Origin of the sequence: Henriciella barbarensis, assembly GCF_003576345.1 — a bacterium.
Taxonomy (GTDB): domain Bacteria; phylum Pseudomonadota; class Alphaproteobacteria; order Caulobacterales; family Hyphomonadaceae; genus Henriciella; species Henriciella barbarensis.
In genome coordinates, this window is sequence record NZ_QWGB01000005.1 from 405,093 (window position 1) to 426,489 (window position 21,397).

Here is a 21,397-nt window from a genome sequence, read left to right on the forward strand (position 1 = left end):
TGATCAGGCGTGCCAGATCTAGCCGTTGATGATGATGGGATCGCCCGGCTTCGACATTGGCGCGGCCTCTTCGATCGCGATCGGCCCTTCGCAGATATCGGTCAGCCGACCGCGCTGGCGCTCGGACGCAGGCTGCGGAATGCGGTCTTCGTAACCGTCGGCGATGAGGTCGCAATCGCAGTCCACACCTTCGATCTTCTCGCCATCAACGAGGTGCTCGACAATCTTGCACCCAGCCTCATCAGCCTTGGTCCACATGCGCGTGTTGAAGCTCTGCCCGCTTTCAGTGTCCCAGCTCGTAGAGATGGAGCGGCAGATTTCCTCAGCCCCTGCGGGCAGGCACATGGCGATGGCGGCGATAACAACAAAACGCTGTTTCATACTGAAATCCAAAGCATGAACCGGGCCATGCTGAAGTCCCCTACCCAACGATCACATGCTCTTCATTGAACCAGAGAGGCGAGCGCGGCAAGTCGATAAACTTACGCTCATCCTCTAGCAAGGCCGCGCCCGCTTCGGCATTGCCTTCATTCTCGCCTGCCTCGAACAGGGCATCCCAACTCTCGAAGTAGATTTCCGCGATACCGTCATACATGTCTGGCGCGTCCCGGCTGTCGCGCATCACGCCGTTGAAGTCGTGCGTCAGCGCATGCACCTGCACATAGCGCGCGATGCCCAGCGTCTTGGCATGCTTTGCGACCAGCGGGGCGTGGTTCTCACGCCAATAGGTCTGGAACTCATCCCGGCTAAGATGCGGCAGCCTGTGCAGGCAGAATGTTAGCTTGATCATTGAAATCCTCCCTTATGTCTCGGGAAGACTAGCGCGGAAACGGCCTAATCGACCAGTTCGTAGCGATAGGATTCGATCACCGTGTTCGCCAGCAGCTTCTCGCACATTTCCTTGACGCGGGCGTCGGCTTTGTCCTTGGCAACGCCTTCCAGGTCGAGTTCGATCACCTTGCCGATGCGCGCACTGTGCACTTCATCGTAGCCCATACGGCCAAGCGTGTCGGCAACTGCCTTGCCTTGCGGGTCGAGAACACCGGGTTTCAGGCCGACATGGACAATGGCTTTCATGACACTCGTCTCCGCTCGCAATCGACGCTGCTGCGTCCTTGTGATCTGACGTCCTATTGAAAGGCGAGCGCCGCCGCAACTGCGCCCACCACAACAAGTGCACCAGCAATCCAGGGCGCGCGATTCAGCCAGGTGAAGGCAGCGACACGCTTCTTGAAGTCGGCCCGGTCATTCACGTTCGGAAATGGGGTATCGGGCACGGGCACACCCAGGAATGCGCACAGCGGCTCCCACCCTTCCTTCGGATGAAAAATGAGCAGGCGGTCCGCCGGAATCTCCGTCGTCACGGCCGCTTCATGCTGCTCGAAGATTTTGCGCGCATAGTCGCGATCCTCGAATTTCCCGTGAAAGACCCGGTCCCACACAGTGGCGTTGGTCATTTCCTTGATCTTCCGGATTTTCGGGATGACCGTCATCCAGTTCGGAATTTTCTTGCTGACCGGATAAATCGTTTCCAACGCGCTCTCATACCATGCGTCGAAACTACGCGTCGTAAGAATCACTTTGGCGTCGGGAAAATGCGCTGAGATTTCTCGCCAGTACGCAGATGATGGAAAGTCGACGCTGGCCTGGAAGCCGTGAAAAACCTCGTCCCAGTCAGGCTTTTCCCCGCGTCCTATGGCGTGCCAGCTGTTAAGCTGAAAGTCGCTCGGAAAGACTTCCATCATATGATGGCATTTGTCGAAACCGAGCCGCTCGAGCGCCATTTTCATGGAAAGCGTACCGGTGCGGCCGAACCCTGCACCGACAACCTTGAGTGCCATATCCTTGTCCCCCTGAAGGGAAGGCTACTTCATGCCACTCGTGAAGTCGATCACATCGCCGCCCTGGGCGCTTTCCTTGATGATGCCAAGACGCCGGGCAACTTCTGCATACGCTTCTGTGACCCCACCAAGATCGCGGCGGAACCGGTCCTTATCGAGCTTTTCATTCGTCTCATAATCCCAGAGACGGCAGCTATCAGGGCTGATTTCGTCGGCCAGGATTGTGCGGACCATTTCGCCTTCGAAGTGGCGACCAAACTCAAGCTTGAAGTCAATTAAACGGATGCCGACAGCCGAGAACAGGCCGCACATGAAGTCGTTGATCCGCAGCGCAAGCGATACGATGTCGTCCATCTCCTGCTGGCTGGCCCAGCCAAAAGCAGCAATGTGCTCTTCTGACACGAGTGGATCGCCCAGCTCGTCTTTCTTGTAGCAAAACTCGACGATGGCGCGCGGCAGCGTCTCGCCTTCCGGAATGCCAAGACGCTTTGACATCGTGCCCGCCGCGACGTTGCGCACGATCACTTCCAGCGGAATGATCTCCACCTTCTTGATCAGCTGCTCACGCATATTGAGGCGTTTGATGAAGTGGTTCGGGATGCCGACGGCTGACAGCCGGGTCATCAGGAACTCACTGATACGGTTGTTGAGAACGCCCTTGCCGTCAAGCACGGCTTTCTTTTCGGCGTTGAAGGCCGTCGCATCATCCTTGAAGTACTGAATAAGAGTGCCGGGCTCTGGACCTTCGTAAAGGATCTTAGCCTTGCCTTCATAAATCATGCGTCTGCGCGACATTGCTATCCCTCCGCCAAGGGGAGACGCACTGCAGGTGCAGCCGCTCCGCGCCCCCTAGAACAAGGCGGAGTGATAACGCGACTGCGCCTGCTAAACAAACGATGATTCAGCAGGCAAGACAGGGGGTACGGCGCCGGTGTACGGCTCTAGCGTCTTGCGCACACAGGCCATGGCAATCTATATCCCGGCAAAGCCAGTCATGCCCAATCAAGAGGAGGGCTTACCATGAGCACATTCGACGATCGCGAGCGCGCCGAGGAAGCAAAATACGCGCACGACAGCGCCCTGCAGTTCAAGATCATGAACCGCCGCAACAAGCTGCTTGGCCTCTGGGCTGCAGACCTGATGAACCTGTCCGGCAACGAGGCAGAGGCCTATGCCAAGTCCGTCGTCATGTCCGATCTTGAAGAACCGGGCGACGAAGACGTTTTCCGCAAGGTTCGCGGTGACTTCGATGCCAAGGGCGTCGACCGCTCGGATGCCCGCATCCGTGAGCATATGGCTGAACTGCTGGCCGTCGCGCGCGAGCAGGTCATGAAGGAAGTCAAGGACTAGGCAGGCACCTCGCTTGCGCCAGGCGGTCCTGCCTGCGCGCCGCCGCATGTGGACCACCGGCCTGTAACCCTTGAAGCGACTGCCTGTTGGCCACACATTCCGGGCAGATACCGGAAAGTTCCGATTGGAGACGAGAATGAGCGACGACGTCCAGCAAGCCATCGACAAGGCTGTTAAGAGCAATGATGTAGTGCTTTTCATGAAAGGCACGCCGACCTTCCCGCAATGCGGCTTCTCGTCGGTCGTTGTTCAGGTCCTCGACTATCTCGGCGTCGACTACGCCGCGACCAACGTGCTTGAAGACCAGGCCATCCGGGAAGGCATCAAGGTCTATTCCGACTGGCCGACCATTCCGCAACTTTACGTCAAAGGCGAATTCGTCGGCGGCTGCGACATCATCAAGGAGATGTTCGAAAGCGGTGAACTCAAAGAGTTCATGTCCGAAAAAGGCATCGAGATGGAAGCGGCTTAGGTCTTTTCGCAATCAAACAAACGGGATCGAGGCGCCGGAAACGGCGCCTCTTTTCGTTTATGTTGCCACGCCGCGCACGCCCGCTAGTTTCCTGCCAACGACATGCTGGCCAGCCGGGAGCGCCCCATGAAACTATTTTCCGCTATAACTCTCGCCGCCGCCTTGGTGGCCATGCCCGCCAACGCCGAAAACTGGACCGCGCAAGCGCAGAAGCACACCGCTCAACTTGAAGCCTTCGAGTTCGGCACCGGCGAAACCATGCCAATCACCATGACCTATTACACCCTCGGCGCACCGAAGCGCGACACCGACGGGAAGATCACCAATGCGGTCATGTTGCTTCACGGAACGGGCGGTAGTGGCACTTCCCTGCTGCGCCCGCTGTTCGGCGACGAGCTGTTCGGTCCGGGCCAGCCACTGGACCTTGCAGATACCTATATCATCTCGCCCGACAATCTCGGTCATGGCGACAGCTCCAAGCCGAGCGACGGCATGCGCCTCGATTTCCCGCGCTATGATTATGACGACATGGTCCGCGCTCAGTACCGCATGCTGACCGAACACGCAGATGTCGGAAGCCTCGACATGATCATCGGCACCTCGATGGGCTGCATGCACAGTTTTGTCTGGGGTCCGGAGTATCCAGGTTTTGTCGAGCGCTTCGTCCCGCTCGCCTGCAACGCCATCGAGATCGCCGGCCGCAACCGGATGTTCCGCCAGATGATCATCGATGGCTTCGAGGACGACCCCGACTATGACGAGGGCAACTATGGAGACGCAGCGGATCTGGAAACGGGCCAGCTCATCTATGCAAACACGCTCATTCTGGCAGGCGGAAACCCCTACCGTCTGCAGGCCGAAGCCCCGACGCGTGACGCCGCAATCGAAGCCCTGCACGCCTCGCAGGAAGGCCTGAAAGCTCGCGCGGTCGATCCGAACGACACGATCTACCAGTTCGATGCGTCCCGCACCTACAACCCCGCCCCGCGCCTGTCTGAAATCGAAGCACCCGTACTCTGGATCAATTCGGCCGACGACTTCATCAACCCGCCGGGCCTCGGCGACCCTGAAGCGCTCGCCGCCCGGATGCCAAACGCCCGCTTCGTCCTCATCCCCGCCAGCGAAGAAACCCGCGGACATGGCACGCATACGGCAGCGGCCATCTGGAAAGATGAGCTGATCGCATTTCTGGAGGCGCACCCGGAAGCGGGCGAATAGCCGATCATGCGCGCCTGCGTGCTGCGGGATAAGGCTGCGCTACCGCGCTATCATGCTTTTCATTGAGGCCCGCCGCTGGTACACGCGCGCCCCATGAGCACACTTGTGGAAAATCCGCCGATCGCGCCTGTGAAGACCCAGCCGAAAGTGGGAATCGTCTCGCTTGGCTGCCCGAAGGCGCTGGTTGATTCAGAGCGCATTATCACGCGCCTGCGCGCCGAAGGCTATGCGATCTCGCCAGATTACTCCGGCGCGGATCTTGTCCTCGTCAATACGTGCGGCTTCCTCGACAGTGCTCGCGATGAAAGCCTTGAGGCCATTGGCGAAGCCATCGAAGCGAATGGCAAGGTGATCGTGACCGGCTGTCTCGGTGCAGAACCGGACGTTATCCAGAAGGCTCATCCCAAGGTTCTCGCCGTCACGGGCCCCCATCAGTATGAGCAGGTGATGGAGGCGGTTCATACCCACCTCACGCCCCCGCCGGATGCGTTCACAGACCTCGTGCCTGAAACAGGGCTGAAGCTGACCCCGCGCCACTATTCCTATCTGAAGATCTCCGAGGGTTGTAACAATCGCTGCAGCTTCTGCATCATTCCGAAGCTGCGTGGTGACCTCGTCTCCCGCCCGATCCACCATGTGCTGACGGAGGCTGAACATCTCGTCCGCGCCGGCGTGAACGAACTCCTCGTCATTAGCCAGGACACGTCTGCCTACGGGCTCGACGTGAAATACGCGCCGCAGATGTGGAAGGGCGAAGAATATGAGACCCGCTTCCTTGATCTTGCGCGGGGCTTGGGCTCACTCGGGGCCTGGGTACGCATGCACTATGTTTACCCCTATCCGCATGTCGACAAGGTCATCCCGCTGATGGCGGACGGAACGATCCTCCCCTATCTCGACATCCCCTTCCAGCATGCTTCGGCCAATGTGCTGAAGGCGATGAAGCGCCCGGCCAAGCAAGACCGCGTCCTGGAGCGTATCCAGCAATGGCGCCGCGATGTGCCGGGCATGACGATCCGCTCCACCTTCATTGTCGGCTTTCCCGGAGAGACCGAGGAGGATTTCGAGATCCTGCTCGACTTCATTCGCGAGGCAAAGATCGACCGGGCTGGCTGTTTCAAATACGAGAACGTCCAGCACGCCGAGAGCCGCGACCTGCCTGGGCACGTGCCTGAAGAGGTCAAGGAAGAACGGTGGCACCGGTTCATGGCCGTGCAGGCGGCGATCTCCGCCGAGCGCGCTGAAGCGCAGGTTGGCACGGTTCAGGATGTTATCATCGATGGACCGGGCGAAGCAGACGGCGAGATGTTTGCCCGCACCAAGGCAGACGCACCAGAAGTCGACGGGATGGTGTATCTCGACAATGCCCGCCAACTTAAACCAGGCGATATCGTCAGCGCCCGTATCACGGACGCCGACGAATACGACCTGTACGGCGAGCCAGCCTAGGCAGGCATTGAAGCAAACGCCCTCGTCCCGAGCGAAGTCGAAGGACAAGGGCGGCTGTCGACTGACACGTTTTCAGACTAGTTGCTGATATCGTTACGGATCCGTACGGCAGCGCCCTGCGGAATACCAAGCTCTTCAAACGACCAGCTCAACTCAACACCTTCTGGTATGTAAGCTTCGCAATAGTCCTGGCGTTCACGATAGAAGCCGACGGAAAAACGGTTCTCGCCCGTCTTGTCGATGTCTGCACCGATGAAATCCTTGGTCGTGCAGCCATTCGACGTCACGCGCGCAGTAACAATCCCGTTAGTCACGTCAGCGCCCATCAGCTCGCCATAGGAGCGGTCGCTGCTCCAGTCAGCGCGGACATGCTCATCCGCGTCAACGATAACGCAGCCACCCAGAAAGAGGGCTGCAGTGGCGGCGCCGAGCGACAGGCGAATGGAGGTGTTGAGCTTCATATCGAAAATTCCTTATTGACTTACAATAATTATTCGTATTGATTTTCGATAAAGAGAAGTCAAGCAAATAGTTTGCCATTCAACACCGAAGCCAGACAGGAACACCTGATGACACGTCGCATTGCCCTCACCGCCTTCGCCTTCAGTGCCGCAACGGCCCTGCCTGCCCTCGCCGAAACGCGCACTTATGACGTCGGCAATTTCGAGGGCATCGACGTGTCTTCAGGCATCGAAGTCCTTTATGAGATCGGCACCACAAAGTCCGTAATCGTAGAGAACAAGGACGGTGATTTCAGCGATATTATCGTCGAGTCGAAGGGCGGAGACCTCGTCCTGAAGCGGCCACGCAAAATGGGCTGGGGCCGCCGCCGCGCGCCGTATACCGTGACGGTCGGCGCCTCATCGCTCAACTCGATTGAGGCCTCTTCCGGCTCAAGCGTATCAGGCGATGGCCTCTCCGGCCCCCGTGCCAGCGTCGAAGTATCGTCTGGGGCAGATGTCGAAATCAGCGGCATCGACGCGGAAACAGTCATCGCCGAGGCATCCAGCGGCGCGAGCATGGAAATTGCCGGCACGTGCACGACCATCGACGCTGACGCCTCCTCAGGCGCAAACCTCGATGCAGGCGACCTCATCTGCGAGCGCCTCGTGGCGGATGTCTCCTCCGGCGCATCGATTGACGCTCATGCCAGCCAGAGCGTGCGCGCTGACGCGTCCAGCGGCGGCAGCGTAAAAGCCTTTGGCGGCGCAGGCGACGTGTCCGTTGAAAAGTCGTCCGGAGGCTCGGTTCGCGTCGTCAGCTAGCGCGGATCACCCTTAAAACAGAAGAGGTCTTCCATTTTGGAAGGCCTCTGTCTTCTGGGTGGTACTCACATACCGTTCCTAGCTGAAATCATAGTCTTCGGCGCGCAGCTCGAGCTGCGGCCAGTCGAGGTTCATATCCTCGAGCGTGCCCCGCACAATCCGCGCGATAGCGGCGTTCCGGCGTGTACGGCTGTCGGAGGGAATTACGTACCAGGGCGCCCAGGGCGTTGAGCACCGGTTCACCATGGTTTCATAGGCGTCCATGAAATCCGGCCAGAGCTTACGGTCTTCAAGATCTCCGGGATTGAACTTCCAGCGCTTGTGCGGCTCAGTGACCCGTTCTTTCAGACGCTCGCCCTGCTTCTCATGTCCGATATGGAGCATGAACTTCAGAATGGTGACCCCATTCTCGCTTAGCAATTTTTCGAATTGATTGATCTGGTCATAGCGCTGCTCGACCATCTCAGCGGGTGCGAAGTCACGCACCTTTACCACCAGAACATCCTCATAATGGGAGCGGTCAAATATGCCGATAATGCCCTTGGGCGGAACGGCTTCGTGCACGCGCCACAGATAGTCGTGGGCAAGCTCTTCCTTGCTGGGGGCCTTGAACGCCTTCACCTTCATCCCCAGCGGAGAAGTCTGTGCGAACACGTTCCGGATCACCCCGCTCTTGCCGGATGTGTCCATACCCTGAAGCACGACCAGCAAGGCGCGCTGCCGACAGGCATAGAGAAGGTCCTGAAGCTCATCGATAGCGCCGGCATCGACCTGCAACTGCTTTCGCGCATGCTTCTTGTCGGGGAACAGTTCCCGATCTCCACTATCGCGCGAAGAGAGCTCGAATGACTGTCCGGGCGCAGCGATCATACGCTGGCGAACCTCCTCTATTTCAGGTGACGACATTGGGGGTCTCCTACATTCATCGCAAAGAAAAAGCCGCGCCCAGAGGAGCGCGGCTTGATCGTAACTTCAAGTGCCTGAAACGGCTTAGGACGAATAGAATTCGACCACCTGTGCAGGCTCCATTTTGACGGCGTAAGGCACGTCAACGAGCTCCGGCACGCGAACCAGCGTGGCTGTCATCGCCTTGGGGTCGACATCAATGTATTCCGGGATATCGCGTTCTGGCGAACCCAGTGCTTCGAGCACGAGCGCCATGTTGCGCGACTTTTCGCGGATTTCCACCACGTCGCCGGGCTTCAGGCGGTAGGAGCCGATATTCGTCTTCACACCGTTCACTTTAACGTGGCCGTGATTGACGAACTGACGCGCGGCAAAAATGGTCGGCACGAATTTCGCGCGGTAGACGAAAGCCTCGAGACGGGACTCGAGCAGGCCAATGAGGTTCTCTGCCGTGTTGCCCTTTTGACGGTTTGCTTCGTCATAGGTGCGGCGGAACTGCTTCTCGGTGATGTCGCCATAATGGAACTTCAGCTTCTGCTTGGCCATGAGCTGAAGACCATAGTCAGACGTCTTCTGACGGCGGCCCTGGCCGTGCTGGCCTGGCTTGGTCGGACGCTTGTTGACTGGCGATTTGGGGCGGCCCCAGATATTTTCACCGACGCGGCGGTCGATCTTGTACTTCGTCGAGTGACGACGTGACATGGTAGTCTTCCTTTTAAGACGTGGGCCGGTGAAGCGTCCCTAACGAGCTTCACGATTACAACGGCGGCACCACACCATCCCGTCTTGAAGGCGCGGGTTAAATGCGAAAAGCCCCGTCAGGTCAAGAGGACGCGCTGCTTTGCTTTTGTCTGCTCTGACTGGCATTTCCGCCATTGCCACGATTGCGGTTCTGGTTACGCGAACGCGGTTTACGATTTGATCGATTGCCGCCACGCGAGGGATCGAACTTTGCGCGCTCGCCGCCGCTGGACTTCTCGGTGAATTCCGGCACAGCGCCGTCAACTGGAAGCTTTGAACCAATCAGCTTTTCGATATCGCGAAGAAGCTTGCGCTCCTCTCCATCGCAAAGCGTGATCGCCGTGCCGCTCTCGCCAGCGCGGGCCGTGCGACCAATTCGGTGCACATAGGATTCAGGCACATTCGGCAGCTCATAGTTCACCACATGGCTCACCTGGTCGATATCGATACCGCGGGCCGCAATATCAGTGGCAACAAGCACAAGAAGCTTACGGCTCTTGAACGCGTCGAGCGCCTTGGTGCGCTGGTTCTGGCTCTTGTTGCCGTGGATGGCCGCTGATGCGAGCCCGGCCTGCTCCAGATGGCGTGCCACACGGTCTGCGCCGCGCTTGGTACGCGTAAAGACAATGGCGCTCTCGACTTTCTTGCCCCGGAGGATGTCGACGAGGATGTCGCGCTTCTGGGTGTGTGGCACAAAGCGGACCGTCTGATCGATCCGGTCAACGGGCTTCGACACCTGCGATACGGCAACATTCACCGGGTCTTTCAGGAACTGGTCTGCTAGCGCGCGGATATCTTTCGGCATGGTTGCAGAGAGGAGTGCGGTCTGGCGCTCCTTCGGCAGCTGCTGCAGGATCTTCTTGATCTGAGGCAGAAAGCCCATGTCCATCATGTGGTCAGCTTCATCCAGAATTACGGTCTGAAGGTCGTCGAAGCGCACAGCGTTCTGTGATTTCAGGTCCAGCAGCCGACCCGGCGTGGCAACGAGGATATCGACGCCCCGTTCAAGCGCGCGGATCTGCTTTGAGATCTTGAGCCCGCCAACAACCACCGTCGATGAGAGGTGACCGTGCTTGCCATAGATACGCACGCTGTCTGCAATCTGGGCTGCAAGTTCACGGGTCGGCGCCAGGATAAGCGCACGGCAGGTCTTCGGCGCCGGGCGGGTACCCATGCCAAGCAGGCGGTGCAGGATCGGAAGGGTAAAAGCCGCTGTCTTGCCGGTGCCGGTCTGCGCCGTGCCAAGCACGTCGCGACCCTCAATCATGGCCGGAACGACCTGCGCCTGAATCGGCGTTGGCTGGTCATAGCCTTCGGCGGTAAGTGCACGAAGGAGAGGCTCGGCCAGGCCGAGGTCAGTAAAATTGGTCAAACGAATATCTTTCAGTTGTGGCCTGACGCGGTCATTCTCCGCGAAGGCGCAATAGGCTTGCCCGCAGCAGACCAGTCTGCCGCGTTCGGGTTATGCGCTGATCAGGACTTGCTTTCGTCAAGGCAACGATCGGTAGGGAAAGTCGCTCGATCCGGGCTGTCTGGCTCTCGGATCACAAGATCGATGCCTGAGGCGTCTGGGGGTCGAGATAAGGCTTCTAACGCAAAGCGCAAGCCGAATTCGCCGCAGCGCAACAAAGACAGGGTCAGTCAGAAGGCTCCGGATCGAGATAGTCAGCCGTCTTTGACTTGTCCGCTTTCTCCGAAACCCACGCCCAGGCCGTAAGGGTTATGAAGAAGATCAGCAGGCAGGTGCCCAGTATAATGGCGAGCCAACCGGGGATCGCGCCAATATGGGCCCGCTCCAGCGCTTGCGCGATGGACGAGGCCTCAATCGGATGAATCCATATCTTTGCCAGATAGGCGGCGTACTGGATAATGAATATCCAGAGATAGTTGCGCCGCAGCCTCTGTCCCATCGCGCGAAAGGAAGATATGCGGTGGCGCGGGTGGATGTAATCATCTGATAGCGCACTGCCCCGGTCCTGTGGGATCACCGCGCCCTGCCCCCGAAGGATCGGCACCATCACGGCAAGTTCCAGCAAACGCGCGCGAAACTTCCAGACCATGAAGTAGCGATAACGGCGCGCTTCAAGGAACAGGAACATCACGGTCAACATGCCAACCAGCACGATCGGCAGAGGTGATGCAGTCGCGCTCGCAAAACTGACCGAGAGGGCAATACCGGTGGAGACAACCGCCCAGTTGGTCGTCATGTCGAGACGCTGGCGCCAGATCGTCGAACGGTAAACTTCCGCGCGATAGAGGTGGGCAAGTGCACCGATTTCCTTGGATCCGGCTACGGGGGCGCCTGATTTCTGAGTAGCTTCATCGTCTGACATGGTTGGACCATAGGCCGGTTCGCCCATGCCGTCACCATTCAGAAAACCCATTTCCGCCCGATTAGGACCCGACCTGGGCCCGGCAGGCTGCCTTGCAATTGTCACAACTTTCTTATTGACCACATCTGTAATCACAATTATCGATTACATTCGTAATCAAAAGAGGCCTGCCATGCAGATCGCGCCCGCCGAACTCGAAATCATGAATGTCCTGTGGGACCAGCCTGGAATCGGCGCAGCAGAGATCGCGGAAGTCTTGGCTTCCGACAAGAACTGGAACATCCGCACGATCAAGACAATGCTCGGACGCCTCGTCGAGAAGGGCGCGCTTGAGACCGAAGCCGAGGGCCGACGCTACCTTTACCGGCCTCTGGTGAAACGCGGTGACTATCGCCGCAAGGAAGCTCGCCAGTTTGTCGACCGCATGTTCGGGGGCCGCGCTGCCCCGCTCGTAGCTCATCTCGCCGACGGCAAAGGCCTCAGCGCCGACGACATTGCCGAACTAGAAGCGCTTCTCGGGGACCTGAAGAAATGACCTTTTTCAATGATCTTCATCCGCTGCTGCTGAATAGCATTCAGACCAGTCTTGCCGTGGGTGTCCTGTTCGGGCTTGTCCTCATTGTCAGACGTCCCTTCGCCCGCCAGTTCGGAGCGAAGGCCGCCTACGCACTCTGGCTTGTACCGCTCGCACGCCTCGTAATGCCGCCGCTGCCGGCCAATATCTCTCTTTTCGGATTTCTGGCCCCGACAGAGCCCCAGCCGACTGTCGCCAGTCCACAGGTCACTGAGCGCATCCACGCAATCGTCAACAATACCGCCACCACCTCACACGCCCCGGCGTTCGAGGCGCCTGCAATACCGGCTGCACCGCTCCCGGCTCCGGCGGAAGCCGCTGAGCCCGGTATGCTTGACGCGCTGATGCAGCTTGTCCCCCATCTCATCCTTCCGGTCTGGATTGCCGGCAGCGTCCTCGTGCTCGCTACCGCATGGCGCAAGCAAGCTGTTTTCCATGGTCTTATCCGGGACGATTCCGAACCGGCCACCGACCACGTCGCAGAGCTGACGGCCAGGATCGCGAAAGAACTCGGCGTGAAGCGCGACTATGATGTGCGCGTCAGCCTCCTGAATGGCAGCCCGCTGGTCACGGGCCTTGTCAAACCTGTCATCCTTCTTCCGGCCTGGTTCGAGGATGACTACTCTCCGCGCGAACAGCGCGATGCGCTGACGCACGAGCTGACGCACGTGAAGCGCAATGACCTCTTTGCCCTGCAGGCTGCCCAGCTCGTGCTGGCCCTGCAGTGGTTCAACCCACTGGCTCACCTTGCCATGCGGGCGTTCCGCGTGGACCAGGAGGCAGCCTGTGACGCCGATGTACTTCGGGCGGGAACATCGTCGGCGTTCTCCTATGGCCAGACCCTCGTCAAGGCGGCGCGCCTTTCAGGTCCGGCTGATGGTGCCTTTCGCGGCGCCAATCTCACCCTGACGCATCCCATAAAAGAAAGACTTATACTGATGCAGAACACCGCCCCGACACTTCGCCGCCGCCTGCTCGGTTCGACGCTCGCCCTGACCCTTGGCTCCGCCGCCATTGTCGCAACGGCCTCCTGCGCTGCGAATGCCTCGCCGCAGCAGGCCACCGACAACGAGCTGGCCGGCGGCACAGAAACCGTTGAGCGCCACGAAAAGGTCTACCGCTTCAGCTCGAACGGCAGCGACGGTGACCGTCAGTTCGTCCTTCTGAGCGACCCGTTCCAGAAGCTCGGCCCGCGCCTTGAAAAACTTGAAGAACTGGATCTGTCCGACCTCGAAGCGGAAATGGAAGTCCTCGCCCTCGAACTCGACGACCTTAGCGAACTCCACGAACTCGAAGACCTGGCCTCGATGGGCGATCTGTCGGAACTTAGCGGCCTTGCTGAACTAGGAAACCTGTCGTTCGACTTCGATCTCACCGTTTCGGACCTGGACGAGTTCGGCGTCGAGACCGTGGAAACCGAAAACGGTGTGAAGATCATCATTCCCGGCCGCGAACTTATGCTGTCACGGGACGGCGAAGGCGCCCTCTCGCTCGATGTCGAGGAGCTTGAGACTTTCATTGAGGAACATGCCGAGAGAATTGAACACATGGCTGAGCGTCATGCAGAGCGTGTAGAGCGCCGCGCCGAACGCCAGGCCGAACGAATTGCCCTTGTCATTGAGGAACGCGTCGAAGCGCGCGCCGACCGCATGGAAGAGCTTGGCGAACAGATGGAACTTCGTATTGAGCGCGCCTTCGAGAACGGTCTGGAGGATGACCTCGAAGAAGCCGGCGAAATTGTTGAGGAGATGGCCGAGACCTGCGAAGAGCGCGAAGAAGGCCTAAACACCCCGACCATTATCAGCTTCACCTCTGATGACGGCGAGACCTATCGCGCACTTTGCGTCAATGGCTCGAGCGAGCGCCTGCACGACGACGATGTCACCGCCTTCATTGCCAACAACGCAGAGCTGACAGACGCAGAACGCGCCCGCTTCGGTGAGGACCGCTCTTATTCCTACAGCTATTCCTGGTCAGAGAACTGATCTTTCTTCTCACACGGCGAGATGTTCTCGACAGGATCGAGATGTTCTCGACAGGATAAAGGCCCCTGCTCCGACCCGGCAGGGGCCTTCTTCATTTCAGTAGAAGTCTTGCGGTCTCATCTGGCAGGCCGCCCCGTCTCGCCCGCTCCAGCGCCGCGAAGACCATCAGATGCGTGAAGGCGTCGCTAATCTCCCCATCAAGGCACATGCTTACGAGATCGGGGAACAATACCCGTTTCAATGTCAGCGCTTCGGACGGCTCAGGTTGCGCCTCCCCCTCGGTTAGCCCCCAAGCGAGGTAGCCTACCGCCTTCTCGTCGCTCACGGAGTTTGAGACGTCCCAGCGACCAAGTACCTGCCAGTTACCGGCGCGGAGCCCCGTCTCTTCTGCAAGTTCGCGCCTTGCAGCATCGAGCGGGTCTTCCGCTTTCGGGCCGCCGCCCTCCGGCAGTTCCCAGCTATAGGCGTCGAAAGGGAATCTGTGCTGGCCAACCAGCCATGTGTGCCCGCTTTCATCGATAGGCAGAACACCTATGGCAAGGTTCACATATCTCACAACGCCATAGATGCCCGGGCTTCCGTCTGGATGAGCAACCGTGCTGGTCTCCACACGGATCCAGGGGTTTTCGTAGGACAGTTCGGTCGTGTGAACCGTCCAGGGGCCATTCTTGCTCGGGCGCACATCATCAGACATGGCGAAGCGATTAGGGCCTCACCTGGCAAATGCAAAGCGAATGTGCCCCAATTCGGACGCTGGCGCGAGGAAGCCAATCGGCTTATCCGACAACGCCATGAGCCCTCTCAGCGCTGCCATCATCCTCATCGCGACACTCGTGACAGCCTTCATTTCCGGCATATTCGGCATGGCGGGCGGGCTGATCCTGATGGGGGTGCTTACGGCGCTCCTGCCAGTCGCAACCGCAATGATCGTTCACGGCGCGATCCAGATGGTGTCCAATGGCTGGCGGGCCTGGCTCCTTCGCAAACAGATCAACTGGGTGATCTTCGCTCGCTACGCGGCCGGCTCGGTCGGTGCGGTGCTTCTGCTGATCCTGCTCGCCTGGCGCCCGGACAAGACAATTGTATTTCTGTTGCTTGGATGTACGCCGCTCATGGTGTGGGTGCCGCGCAACATCATTGACCTCGATATTCAGAAGCGCGGACAGGCGGAAGTCGCTGGTTTCATCGTTCAAGCCCTCAACACGCTGGCAGGCGTCGCAGGGCCACTCCTGGACCTCTTTTTCGTTCGTACAGACATGACGCGGCAGGCCATCGTTGCAACCAAATCGGCGACGCAGGTTCTGGCGCATCTGGTCAAGATCGCTTTCTGGAGCCTGCCCATCCTCGCCGCAGCTGGTGAGATACACATCCCGCCGCTCTGGCTCTTTGCTTTTGCCATCCCGCTTTCCATGACAGGCACGTGGCTTGGCGGCCTCGTGCTGGCGAGAATGAGTGATGTCGATTTCAAGAGATGGATGCGCTGGCTCGTGACGGTGATCGGCGTCGTCTATCTCGCACGGGCGGCGGGATTTCTCTGATTGCTTGCAAAAAAACGCCGGCACCCACAGGCACCGGCGTTTCTCTTCGTTCAGAGTCTCGAAAGACTAGAACTTGTAACCCGCTGAAACCATCGCAGCATGGGTGTCGGTGTTGCCGAAGCCATACCACGTATACTCACCGCGCAGATTCCAGTCCTCGGTCAGCGCATAGTCCAGGCCACCGCCGAGAGCTGCACCGTCTTCGGAGTCCTCGATCGTGGTGATCGTGGTACCACCCGGCGTCTGAATATCAGCATCAAGGTCGACGAATGCGTAACCGGCACGGCCAAAGGCGTCGAGACGCTCTGTGACCGGTACTTCTGCCTTACCATAGAGGCCGACGAGGTAATTAAGACCGATATCCCCGGAGCCTGCGATCAGATCATTGAAGTCGCCGTCATTATTGTCGTCGAGATCGAACTCGTCCTCGTCGACATTATAGTCGAACTCGCCATCGTCGATGCCGGTGGTGATGTCTGATTCAAGGCTGAACCAATCATTGAATTGATAGCCTGCACGGGCCGTAATTGCGTTCGTGTCGACACCGCTATCGGCACCATCCGGCTGGATGTCGAGATAGCTATAGCCACCTTGCAGATAGAAGCCCTGTTCGTCCGAATAGGATTGCGCCGAAGCCGAACCGGCAGCGACGATCATTGCACCTGCTGCGGCGGTGCCAATAAGCATGGTCTTCAACATGGGAGGTATCCTTTTTACGTTCTGTAACTCTACCGCTCCGGATCACGTCCGGAACGGGAAGGGAAACGACGCGAAAGGCACCCTGTTCCTGCACAGCATGCACCCGAAAACATGTGTGGTAATCAGGCATCACTTTCTGTAATTTAATTTAATAATTCCAGAGTGTTAACCCGCATCGTCCGCCTTATTTGGAACATATTCGAGAAGCTCTCCCGGCGTACAGGTCAGCGCGTCGCAAAGACGGATTAGCGTGTCAAACCTGACGCCTTTTACCTTGCCGGACTTGAGCAAGGAAAGGTTCGCCTCCGTCATGCCAATTTCGGCGGCTACCGCCTTGGCACGTCGCTTCCTGAGCGCGAGCATGACGTCCAGCCGGACAATGATTTCACCTGGCAGGCCACTGTCTTCAGACGAACTGGTCATTGTCGTCCTTGAGCGCGATCGCATCCTCAAAGACGCTGGCGAGCCCATGCAGGGCGAACCCCATCAGGCCAACGCCAAGCGCGAGATCCGTAAAGCTGAATATGTTGCGGCTCGTCTCATCATCCATCCAGCCGAGTACGGCCGGTATGATGATGGCACTCGTCACCGCCGCCCAGATCAGGCTGTCGGCGCCCTGACGTAGGGTCTTGAGATTGCGGGCGGTGAAGACGTCGCCCTTGCCGCATCGCCCGAAAAAGGACGCGAAGTCAGCCAGCGCAAACGCAATGAAGATTGTGGGCCCGGCTTTCAGAAACCCAATCGTGAACGCACTCAGAAGCGGCAGGACATCTGCACCGCTCTCAAAATACTCGCCGCCGACTTCCTCGCCTACGAGGTAGGACACGTTCACTGCCAGTATGCCGACGGCAACCCATGCCAGAATTGAAAGCGTGTCATAGGACACTGCTTTCCCATTATCATTCGACCGATTATCCGAAACCATATTCGCCTCCACCCCAAAAGAGTTAAAAAGACTATAGCAAATTATTATTGTCTGGCGATAATTATTTTTCGTTTGGGGAGATGTCGTCGATACATTCAGCCTCGCCAACCTGGAGATCGTACTGCCTCGGCCCGACCCAGCCTTCGGGCATCCGCTCACCAGTGCCAACGATTTCGACGATCACCGTGCACTCTCCGGCCCGCACGATGTAGGTGTCGGACCCGTCTGTCTCGATGGCATCGATTGGCCGACCATCCATTGCTTCAGAAACGTCACCGCTCTGGATAATGCTGACCAGTTCGCGCTGGCGCTGGTATTGCGGCGGCAGGGCCGCGCTCGCGATGAGTGGCAGGGCAACAAGCGCCGTCAGGGTCAGTGCTGGTTTCATGGTGTGGTCCCCTTCCATTTGCGATGCTGCCCCGAAAGCTGCCAGCCAATCAAGGCAGGATCATGCCCGTCGCGCGCGAAAAAAGTCGCGTAGCAATTTCCCTGCTTCTTCAGCGTGTCCGAGATCCTGGTAGGTTTCAGGCCGCCAGTGGCAGGTCGGCTGATCGAAGAAGCGTGGGCCATGCACAACCCCTCCCCCCTTCGGATCCTCGGCGGCATAGATAAGCTTTCCGATCCGCGCGAAGGAAATCGCCCCGGCACACATGGCGCACGGCTCAAGCGTCACATAAAGCCAGAGGCCCGTGAGGCGGTAATTGCTCCGATTCAGGCCGGCCTGACGGATCGCGGCGATCTCGGCGTGCGCTGTCGGGTCGTGGATTCCGATCGGGCCGTTGCGCCCTTCGGCGACCACTTCATCGGTACCCGGATCCACGATCACCGCGCCGACCGGGACCTCGCCAGCGGCTGCGGCCTCGCGTGCAAGCTCAAGGGCACGCGTCATATGTCTGGAGTCCGGCACCATCCTTTCGCTCATACAGCCGCGCGCGCTTTTCGCCACCCCTGCATGATGCTAAGCGCCTCGGCAATGCGGATCATATCTGGAAAATTCAAAGGTCAGGCGATCAATGCGCCTGCGGGCCGCGATACGCGGCCAACGTCCGACAGGGCGCGCGAGAGCCTGTTCAACGTACTATCGCATGCATCATGGGCGCCGGAACTCGAAGGCGCGCGCGTCATCGACCTGTTTGCGGGCTCTGGCGCGCTCGGCTTCGAAGCGATCTCGCGTGGCGCCGCCTTCTGTCTTTTCGTTGAAACAGAAAGCGCGGCCCGCGGCGCGATTCGCAACAATATCGAGAGTTTCCAGCTTTTCGGCAATACGCGCATCCATCGCCGCAGCGCCACTGATCTCGGTCCCAAGCCTGCAGGCGTCGGTGAGCCATTCACCCTCGCCTTCATGGACCCGCCCTATAATAAGTGCCTTGTCGAGCCGTCTCTTGCGACGCTCAGGACCGGCAATTGGCTTACGCCGGACGCGCTGGTCGTCGTGGAAACAGAGGCGCGCGAGACGTTCGACCATCCTGGCTTCACTGAAGTCGATACACGCGAAGCCGGCAAGGCGAAGATCACGATGCTGCGCTTTGGCGCCTAGTCCTTGAAGAAGGCGTCTTCGATGTCGACGGTGGAGGCGTAACCCACCTTGTCCCCGCACTTCTTCAACCAGTCAGCCGCCGCCTTGCGTCCCTTGTCCCGCAGCCCGGTTAGGAACTGCCAGCTCGTATCAAACTTTGTATCGAGGCTCAGGAAGGACAATACATCATCGCCCTGAATGGCGTGCATCAGCGGACGATCGGAACTGCCCCCACCAAACGGCCATCTTCTTGGAGGCTTCGCCTCTTGGACGTTATGCTTGCGAAGCTGGTTCAGAAGCGACGTGTTGAAAATGATTTCGTTCAGCCGGTCCTGGATCTCTGCCGCACTTCGCGGCGTCGTCGTCCGCTTGATCGGGTTCAGCGTCACCAGCAGGATGTCGCGTGTACCCTTCCTGTCCAGCAGCGGCTTCAGATTGGGATTGCCGACATATCCGCCATCCCAATAGGCCACACCGTCAATTTCAACCGCCTGAAAGACCTGCGGCAGGCAGGCCGAGGCCAGAACTGCGTCGCAGGTCAGCTCTGTGCCGGTGAAGTCCTTCAACCGCCCCGTCTGCACATTGGTGGCAGCGACATGAAGGTCTACGCCGCTGGACCTGACCGCATCGAAATCGATTGTTTTCAGAATATCGCGCAGTGGATTTATATTCGCCGGATTGAGGTCGTACGGACTGAAGAAGGTCGTCATCACCTTGGCGACATTTGTCGTCCAGAAGCCGAAGGGACTGCCGATCAGTTCCTGCGCCATCGGATTGGACGGCGCCGCCCGATAAAGCGCCCCCTTCTTGGAAATGTCGCTCCAGAAGTTTTCCAGCGCGACACGTGCGCCCTTCCGTCCATTATTCCGCAGACCTGAGAGGTAAGCCACCGCGTTCATGGCACCGGCCGACGTCGCCGAGATCGCACTGATCTCCAGCTTGTCCTCTTCGGCCAACCGGTCCAGTACACCCCAGGTGAAGGCACCATGCGACCCGCCGCCCTGCAGGGCGAGACTGATCCGCTTTTTGCCCGACGAGCGCGCCATGCTGTGTCCCCCAAGGCGTTCTGAATTAAATTGCACTTCAGGTTTACTCAATGCCATTCGTAGAAAATTCACCAAAACTTGCCGACGGGGTCCGCCCGCAGCCCGCGGCCGGCGTGGTGTGTCTGCGCGAAGATCAGGTCCTGCTGATCCGCAGGGGCACCCCGCCAATGACGGGGGAATGGTCATTGCCGGGCGGACGTATCGAGCCGGGTGAAACGGCAAAAGACGCAGCTTTGCGCGAACTGAAGGAAGAGACCGGTGTCGATGCTTACATCGCAGGCCTTCTCGATGTTGTGGACGCCATCATAAAAAATCGCGAAGGCTCCCTGATTACACGCCACTACGTGCTCTGCGACTACCTCGCCATCTGGACATCGGGCGAACCCCTTGCAGGCGACGATGCTGCCGAAGCCGGGTTCTTCGATCTCTCGGACGTCCCGGACCTGAAACTCTGGGACGAGACGCGCCGGATCATCGATGCCGGCGTGGCCCTTGCCGCATCGCTTCCTGAAAACAGCAAATGATGGCATACTCCCATAATTGAAGCGATCCACGAAGAGATCGCGGAAGGGAGACATGAGGTGAAACACGCCTCGATCATCGCAGCTATCCTGATAGCTCTATTATTGGCTCCGCTCACCGCACGCGCCGCCATCAGCGACGACATCCCGTTCGAGATCACCGAGTCCGGTCACATGGTAGTCACCCTGCGTCTTGGCGGGCGTGAAGATGTCAAAGCGATTGTCGATACCGGCGCGACCTTCCCGATCATCGACAGCCAGTCTGCGGCATTGATCGGTGTAGCGCCCCCGGCCAGCCCTGCCATGGTCGATATTGTCGGTCTTGGAGACGTGCGCACCTTCCCCGTCATTGATGTAGACGACCTGACCGTCGGCCCGGTCCGCTTGGATGCGCCGCGGGCCGCCTATAATGACAAAGTGCGCTTTCCCTCGACCGGGAACGTCATCCCGGCAAGCAGCTTGCCGCACAGGACACTCGACTTCGATTTTGAGAGGAGCCGCTTGCGGGTTTCTGATCGCCGGCCAGCTCACATCAGCCGGTCGATCATGACCCGGCTTGAGATTACGCGCATCGGCGGGCTGCCCTTCGTAGAGGTTAGTGTGAACGGAAAATCCGGCCTGGCCCTCATCGATACTGGCGCAAGCATATCGGTAATCAATTCAGCCTTCGCTGAAGGGGCCAGTCGCTCCCGTCATGCAATCCGCGATGTCGAACTGATAGGCGCGACGGGTAACGTCACTCCGCTGAAAGTGCTGTTCAGTCGTCGCTTTGAGATTGGTGACTTTGAGGTCAACCGCTTCAACGTCATCGTTTCGGACCCTGAGTTCCTGGAACGCTTTGGGCTGGCCGAGACGCCTGTGATGATCCTTGGCCTCGACGTCCTGAGAGCCTTCCGACTTCAGATCGACCGTGAGGAAGAGCTCGTGCGCCTTGCTATCCCGGACCGCGGCCGCAGGCCCGGCGCGGGTGTCTCGATGCGGGCGCGATAGCGTGTCGCCTGCCAGACCTGACAACTTT

28 protein-coding genes are annotated in these 21,397 nt (G+C 58.9%); 11 read left to right on the forward strand and 17 right to left on the reverse strand.

Going from position 1 to position 21,397, the window contains the following annotated elements:
* Positions 1 to 18 precede the first annotated feature (18 nt).
* From D1224_RS04860 to purC, 5 genes are read right to left on the reverse strand one after another with little or no spacing between them, the layout of a single operon-like run.
* Positions 19 to 381 carry a hypothetical protein gene (locus D1224_RS04860; protein WP_119378787.1) on the reverse strand — a complete coding sequence of 121 codons (363 nt, stop codon included), beginning with the start codon at positions 379 to 381 and terminating at the stop codon, positions 19 to 21.
* A gap of 40 nt (positions 382 to 421) precedes the next feature.
* Positions 422 to 790: an EthD domain-containing protein gene (locus tag D1224_RS04865; RefSeq protein WP_119378788.1), complete on the reverse strand. Its 369-nt coding sequence runs from the start codon at positions 788 to 790 to the stop codon at positions 422 to 424.
* A 44-nt stretch (positions 791 to 834) separates the two neighbouring features.
* Positions 835 to 1,077, reverse strand: a complete 243-nt coding sequence (gene purS, locus D1224_RS04870; RefSeq protein ID WP_119378789.1) for a phosphoribosylformylglycinamidine synthase subunit PurS — start codon at positions 1,075 to 1,077, stop codon at positions 835 to 837.
* Between the two features lie 53 nt (positions 1,078 to 1,130).
* A complete protein-coding gene (locus D1224_RS04875) occupies positions 1,131 to 1,841 on the reverse strand; it encodes a sulfotransferase family protein (RefSeq protein WP_119378790.1) in 711 nt (236 codons plus the stop codon).
* Positions 1,842 to 1,865: 24 nt separating this feature from the next.
* Entirely contained in the window at positions 1,866 to 2,636 is a 771-nt protein-coding gene (gene purC / locus D1224_RS04880) for a phosphoribosylaminoimidazolesuccinocarboxamide synthase (protein WP_119378791.1), read from the reverse strand.
* A 225-nt stretch (positions 2,637 to 2,861) separates the two neighbouring features.
* Here purC and D1224_RS04885 point away from each other — a divergent pair, with 225 nt between their 5' ends.
* From D1224_RS04885 to rimO, 4 genes are all read left to right on the forward strand, one after another.
* Positions 2,862 to 3,191: a DUF1476 domain-containing protein gene (locus tag D1224_RS04885; protein ID WP_119378792.1), complete on the forward strand. Its 330-nt coding sequence runs from the start codon at positions 2,862 to 2,864 to the stop codon at positions 3,189 to 3,191.
* A gap of 136 nt (positions 3,192 to 3,327) precedes the next feature.
* Entirely contained in the window at positions 3,328 to 3,663 is a 336-nt protein-coding gene (gene grxD / locus D1224_RS04890; protein WP_119378793.1) for a Grx4 family monothiol glutaredoxin, read from the forward strand.
* A 126-nt stretch (positions 3,664 to 3,789) separates the two neighbouring features.
* Entirely contained in the window at positions 3,790 to 4,881 is a 1,092-nt protein-coding gene (locus tag D1224_RS04895; RefSeq protein ID WP_119379897.1) for an alpha/beta fold hydrolase, read from the forward strand.
* Positions 4,882 to 4,974: 93 nt separating this feature from the next.
* The gene (gene rimO, locus D1224_RS04900) at positions 4,975 to 6,330 is read left to right on the forward strand and encodes a 30S ribosomal protein S12 methylthiotransferase RimO (protein ID WP_119378794.1); all 1,356 of its coding nucleotides are present in this window, start codon (positions 4,975 to 4,977) and stop codon (positions 6,328 to 6,330) included.
* 77 nt (positions 6,331 to 6,407) lie between these two features.
* On the opposite strand, the gene D1224_RS04905 is transcribed toward rimO, so the two are convergent.
* A complete protein-coding gene (locus tag D1224_RS04905; protein WP_119378795.1) occupies positions 6,408 to 6,791 on the reverse strand; it encodes a hypothetical protein in 384 nt (127 codons plus the stop codon).
* Between the two features lie 108 nt (positions 6,792 to 6,899).
* Here D1224_RS04905 and D1224_RS04910 point away from each other — a divergent pair, with 108 nt between their 5' ends.
* Complete coding sequence (locus D1224_RS04910) at positions 6,900 to 7,595, forward strand: head GIN domain-containing protein (RefSeq protein WP_147372328.1); 696 nt, start codon at positions 6,900 to 6,902, stop codon at positions 7,593 to 7,595.
* 78 nt (positions 7,596 to 7,673) lie between these two features.
* Here the strand turns inward: D1224_RS04910 and D1224_RS04915 are convergent, their stop codons facing one another.
* The 4 genes from D1224_RS04915 to D1224_RS04930 all read right to left on the reverse strand — a co-directional run bounded on the left by D1224_RS04915 (position 7,674) and on the right by D1224_RS04930 (position 11,626).
* On the reverse strand, positions 7,674 to 8,501 hold the full coding sequence (locus D1224_RS04915; RefSeq protein ID WP_119378797.1) for a PPK2 family polyphosphate kinase: 828 nt from the start codon (positions 8,499 to 8,501) through the stop codon (positions 7,674 to 7,676).
* An 84-nt stretch (positions 8,502 to 8,585) separates the two neighbouring features.
* Positions 8,586 to 9,203 carry a 30S ribosomal protein S4 gene (gene rpsD, locus D1224_RS04920; RefSeq protein WP_119378798.1) on the reverse strand — a complete coding sequence of 206 codons (618 nt, stop codon included), beginning with the start codon at positions 9,201 to 9,203 and terminating at the stop codon, positions 8,586 to 8,588.
* A 121-nt stretch (positions 9,204 to 9,324) separates the two neighbouring features.
* Complete coding sequence (locus D1224_RS04925; protein WP_119378799.1) at positions 9,325 to 10,614, reverse strand: DEAD/DEAH box helicase; 1,290 nt, start codon at positions 10,612 to 10,614, stop codon at positions 9,325 to 9,327.
* 265 nt (positions 10,615 to 10,879) lie between these two features.
* Positions 10,880 to 11,626: a DUF2270 domain-containing protein gene (locus D1224_RS04930; protein WP_233350399.1), complete on the reverse strand. Its 747-nt coding sequence runs from the start codon at positions 11,624 to 11,626 to the stop codon at positions 10,880 to 10,882.
* A 121-nt stretch (positions 11,627 to 11,747) separates the two neighbouring features.
* Between D1224_RS04930 and D1224_RS04935 the strand changes: the two genes are divergently transcribed.
* Entirely contained in the window at positions 11,748 to 12,110 is a 363-nt protein-coding gene (locus D1224_RS04935) for a BlaI/MecI/CopY family transcriptional regulator (RefSeq protein ID WP_119378800.1), read from the forward strand.
* Complete coding sequence (locus D1224_RS04940; RefSeq protein WP_119378801.1) at positions 12,107 to 14,134, forward strand: M56 family metallopeptidase; 2,028 nt, start codon at positions 12,107 to 12,109, stop codon at positions 14,132 to 14,134. Before D1224_RS04935 ends, D1224_RS04940 begins: the two co-directional genes overlap by 4 nt.
* Positions 14,135 to 14,225: 91 nt before the next feature.
* Here D1224_RS04940 and D1224_RS04945 read toward each other — a convergent pair whose 3' ends face one another.
* Positions 14,226 to 14,828 carry an NUDIX domain-containing protein gene (locus D1224_RS04945; protein WP_119378802.1) on the reverse strand — a complete coding sequence of 201 codons (603 nt, stop codon included), beginning with the start codon at positions 14,826 to 14,828 and terminating at the stop codon, positions 14,226 to 14,228.
* A 97-nt stretch (positions 14,829 to 14,925) separates the two neighbouring features.
* Here D1224_RS04945 and D1224_RS04950 point away from each other — a divergent pair, with 97 nt between their 5' ends.
* Positions 14,926 to 15,672 (forward strand): sulfite exporter TauE/SafE family protein, encoded by a 747-nt coding sequence (locus D1224_RS04950; RefSeq protein WP_119378803.1) that lies wholly within the window; start codon positions 14,926 to 14,928, stop codon positions 15,670 to 15,672.
* 66 nt (positions 15,673 to 15,738) lie between these two features.
* Here D1224_RS04950 and D1224_RS04955 read toward each other — a convergent pair whose 3' ends face one another.
* The 5 genes from D1224_RS04955 to D1224_RS04975 form a co-directional block, all read right to left on the reverse strand.
* A complete protein-coding gene (locus D1224_RS04955; protein ID WP_119378804.1) occupies positions 15,739 to 16,371 on the reverse strand; it encodes a porin family protein in 633 nt (210 codons plus the stop codon).
* A 165-nt stretch (positions 16,372 to 16,536) separates the two neighbouring features.
* Positions 16,537 to 16,794, reverse strand: a complete 258-nt coding sequence (locus tag D1224_RS04960; RefSeq protein WP_119378805.1) for a helix-turn-helix domain-containing protein — start codon at positions 16,792 to 16,794, stop codon at positions 16,537 to 16,539.
* Positions 16,778 to 17,296 (reverse strand): DUF2975 domain-containing protein, encoded by a 519-nt coding sequence (locus tag D1224_RS04965; protein WP_119378806.1) that lies wholly within the window; start codon positions 17,294 to 17,296, stop codon positions 16,778 to 16,780. The genes D1224_RS04960 and D1224_RS04965 overlap by 17 nt, the downstream gene beginning before the upstream one ends.
* A gap of 61 nt (positions 17,297 to 17,357) precedes the next feature.
* Complete coding sequence (locus D1224_RS04970) at positions 17,358 to 17,684, reverse strand: hypothetical protein (protein ID WP_119378807.1); 327 nt, start codon at positions 17,682 to 17,684, stop codon at positions 17,358 to 17,360.
* A gap of 60 nt (positions 17,685 to 17,744) precedes the next feature.
* A complete protein-coding gene (locus D1224_RS04975) occupies positions 17,745 to 18,218 on the reverse strand; it encodes a nucleoside deaminase (protein ID WP_233350400.1) in 474 nt (157 codons plus the stop codon).
* Between the two features lie 51 nt (positions 18,219 to 18,269).
* On the opposite strand from D1224_RS04975, the gene rsmD reads away from it, so the two are divergent.
* Complete coding sequence (rsmD, locus tag D1224_RS04980) at positions 18,270 to 18,833, forward strand: 16S rRNA (guanine(966)-N(2))-methyltransferase RsmD (RefSeq protein ID WP_119379899.1); 564 nt, start codon at positions 18,270 to 18,272, stop codon at positions 18,831 to 18,833.
* Here the strand turns inward: rsmD and D1224_RS04985 are convergent.
* On the reverse strand, positions 18,830 to 19,858 hold the full coding sequence (locus D1224_RS04985; RefSeq protein ID WP_119378809.1) for a patatin-like phospholipase family protein: 1,029 nt from the start codon (positions 19,856 to 19,858) through the stop codon (positions 18,830 to 18,832). The genes rsmD and D1224_RS04985 overlap by 4 nt on opposite strands.
* Positions 19,859 to 19,908: 50 nt before the next feature.
* Between D1224_RS04985 and D1224_RS04990 the strand changes: the two genes are divergently transcribed.
* The gene (locus D1224_RS04990; protein WP_119378810.1) at positions 19,909 to 20,382 is read left to right on the forward strand and encodes an NUDIX hydrolase; all 474 of its coding nucleotides are present in this window, start codon (positions 19,909 to 19,911) and stop codon (positions 20,380 to 20,382) included.
* Positions 20,383 to 20,439: 57 nt separating this feature from the next.
* Complete coding sequence (locus D1224_RS04995) at positions 20,440 to 21,369, forward strand: aspartyl protease family protein (protein WP_147372329.1); 930 nt, start codon at positions 20,440 to 20,442, stop codon at positions 21,367 to 21,369.
* Positions 21,370 to 21,397 lie beyond the last annotated feature (28 nt).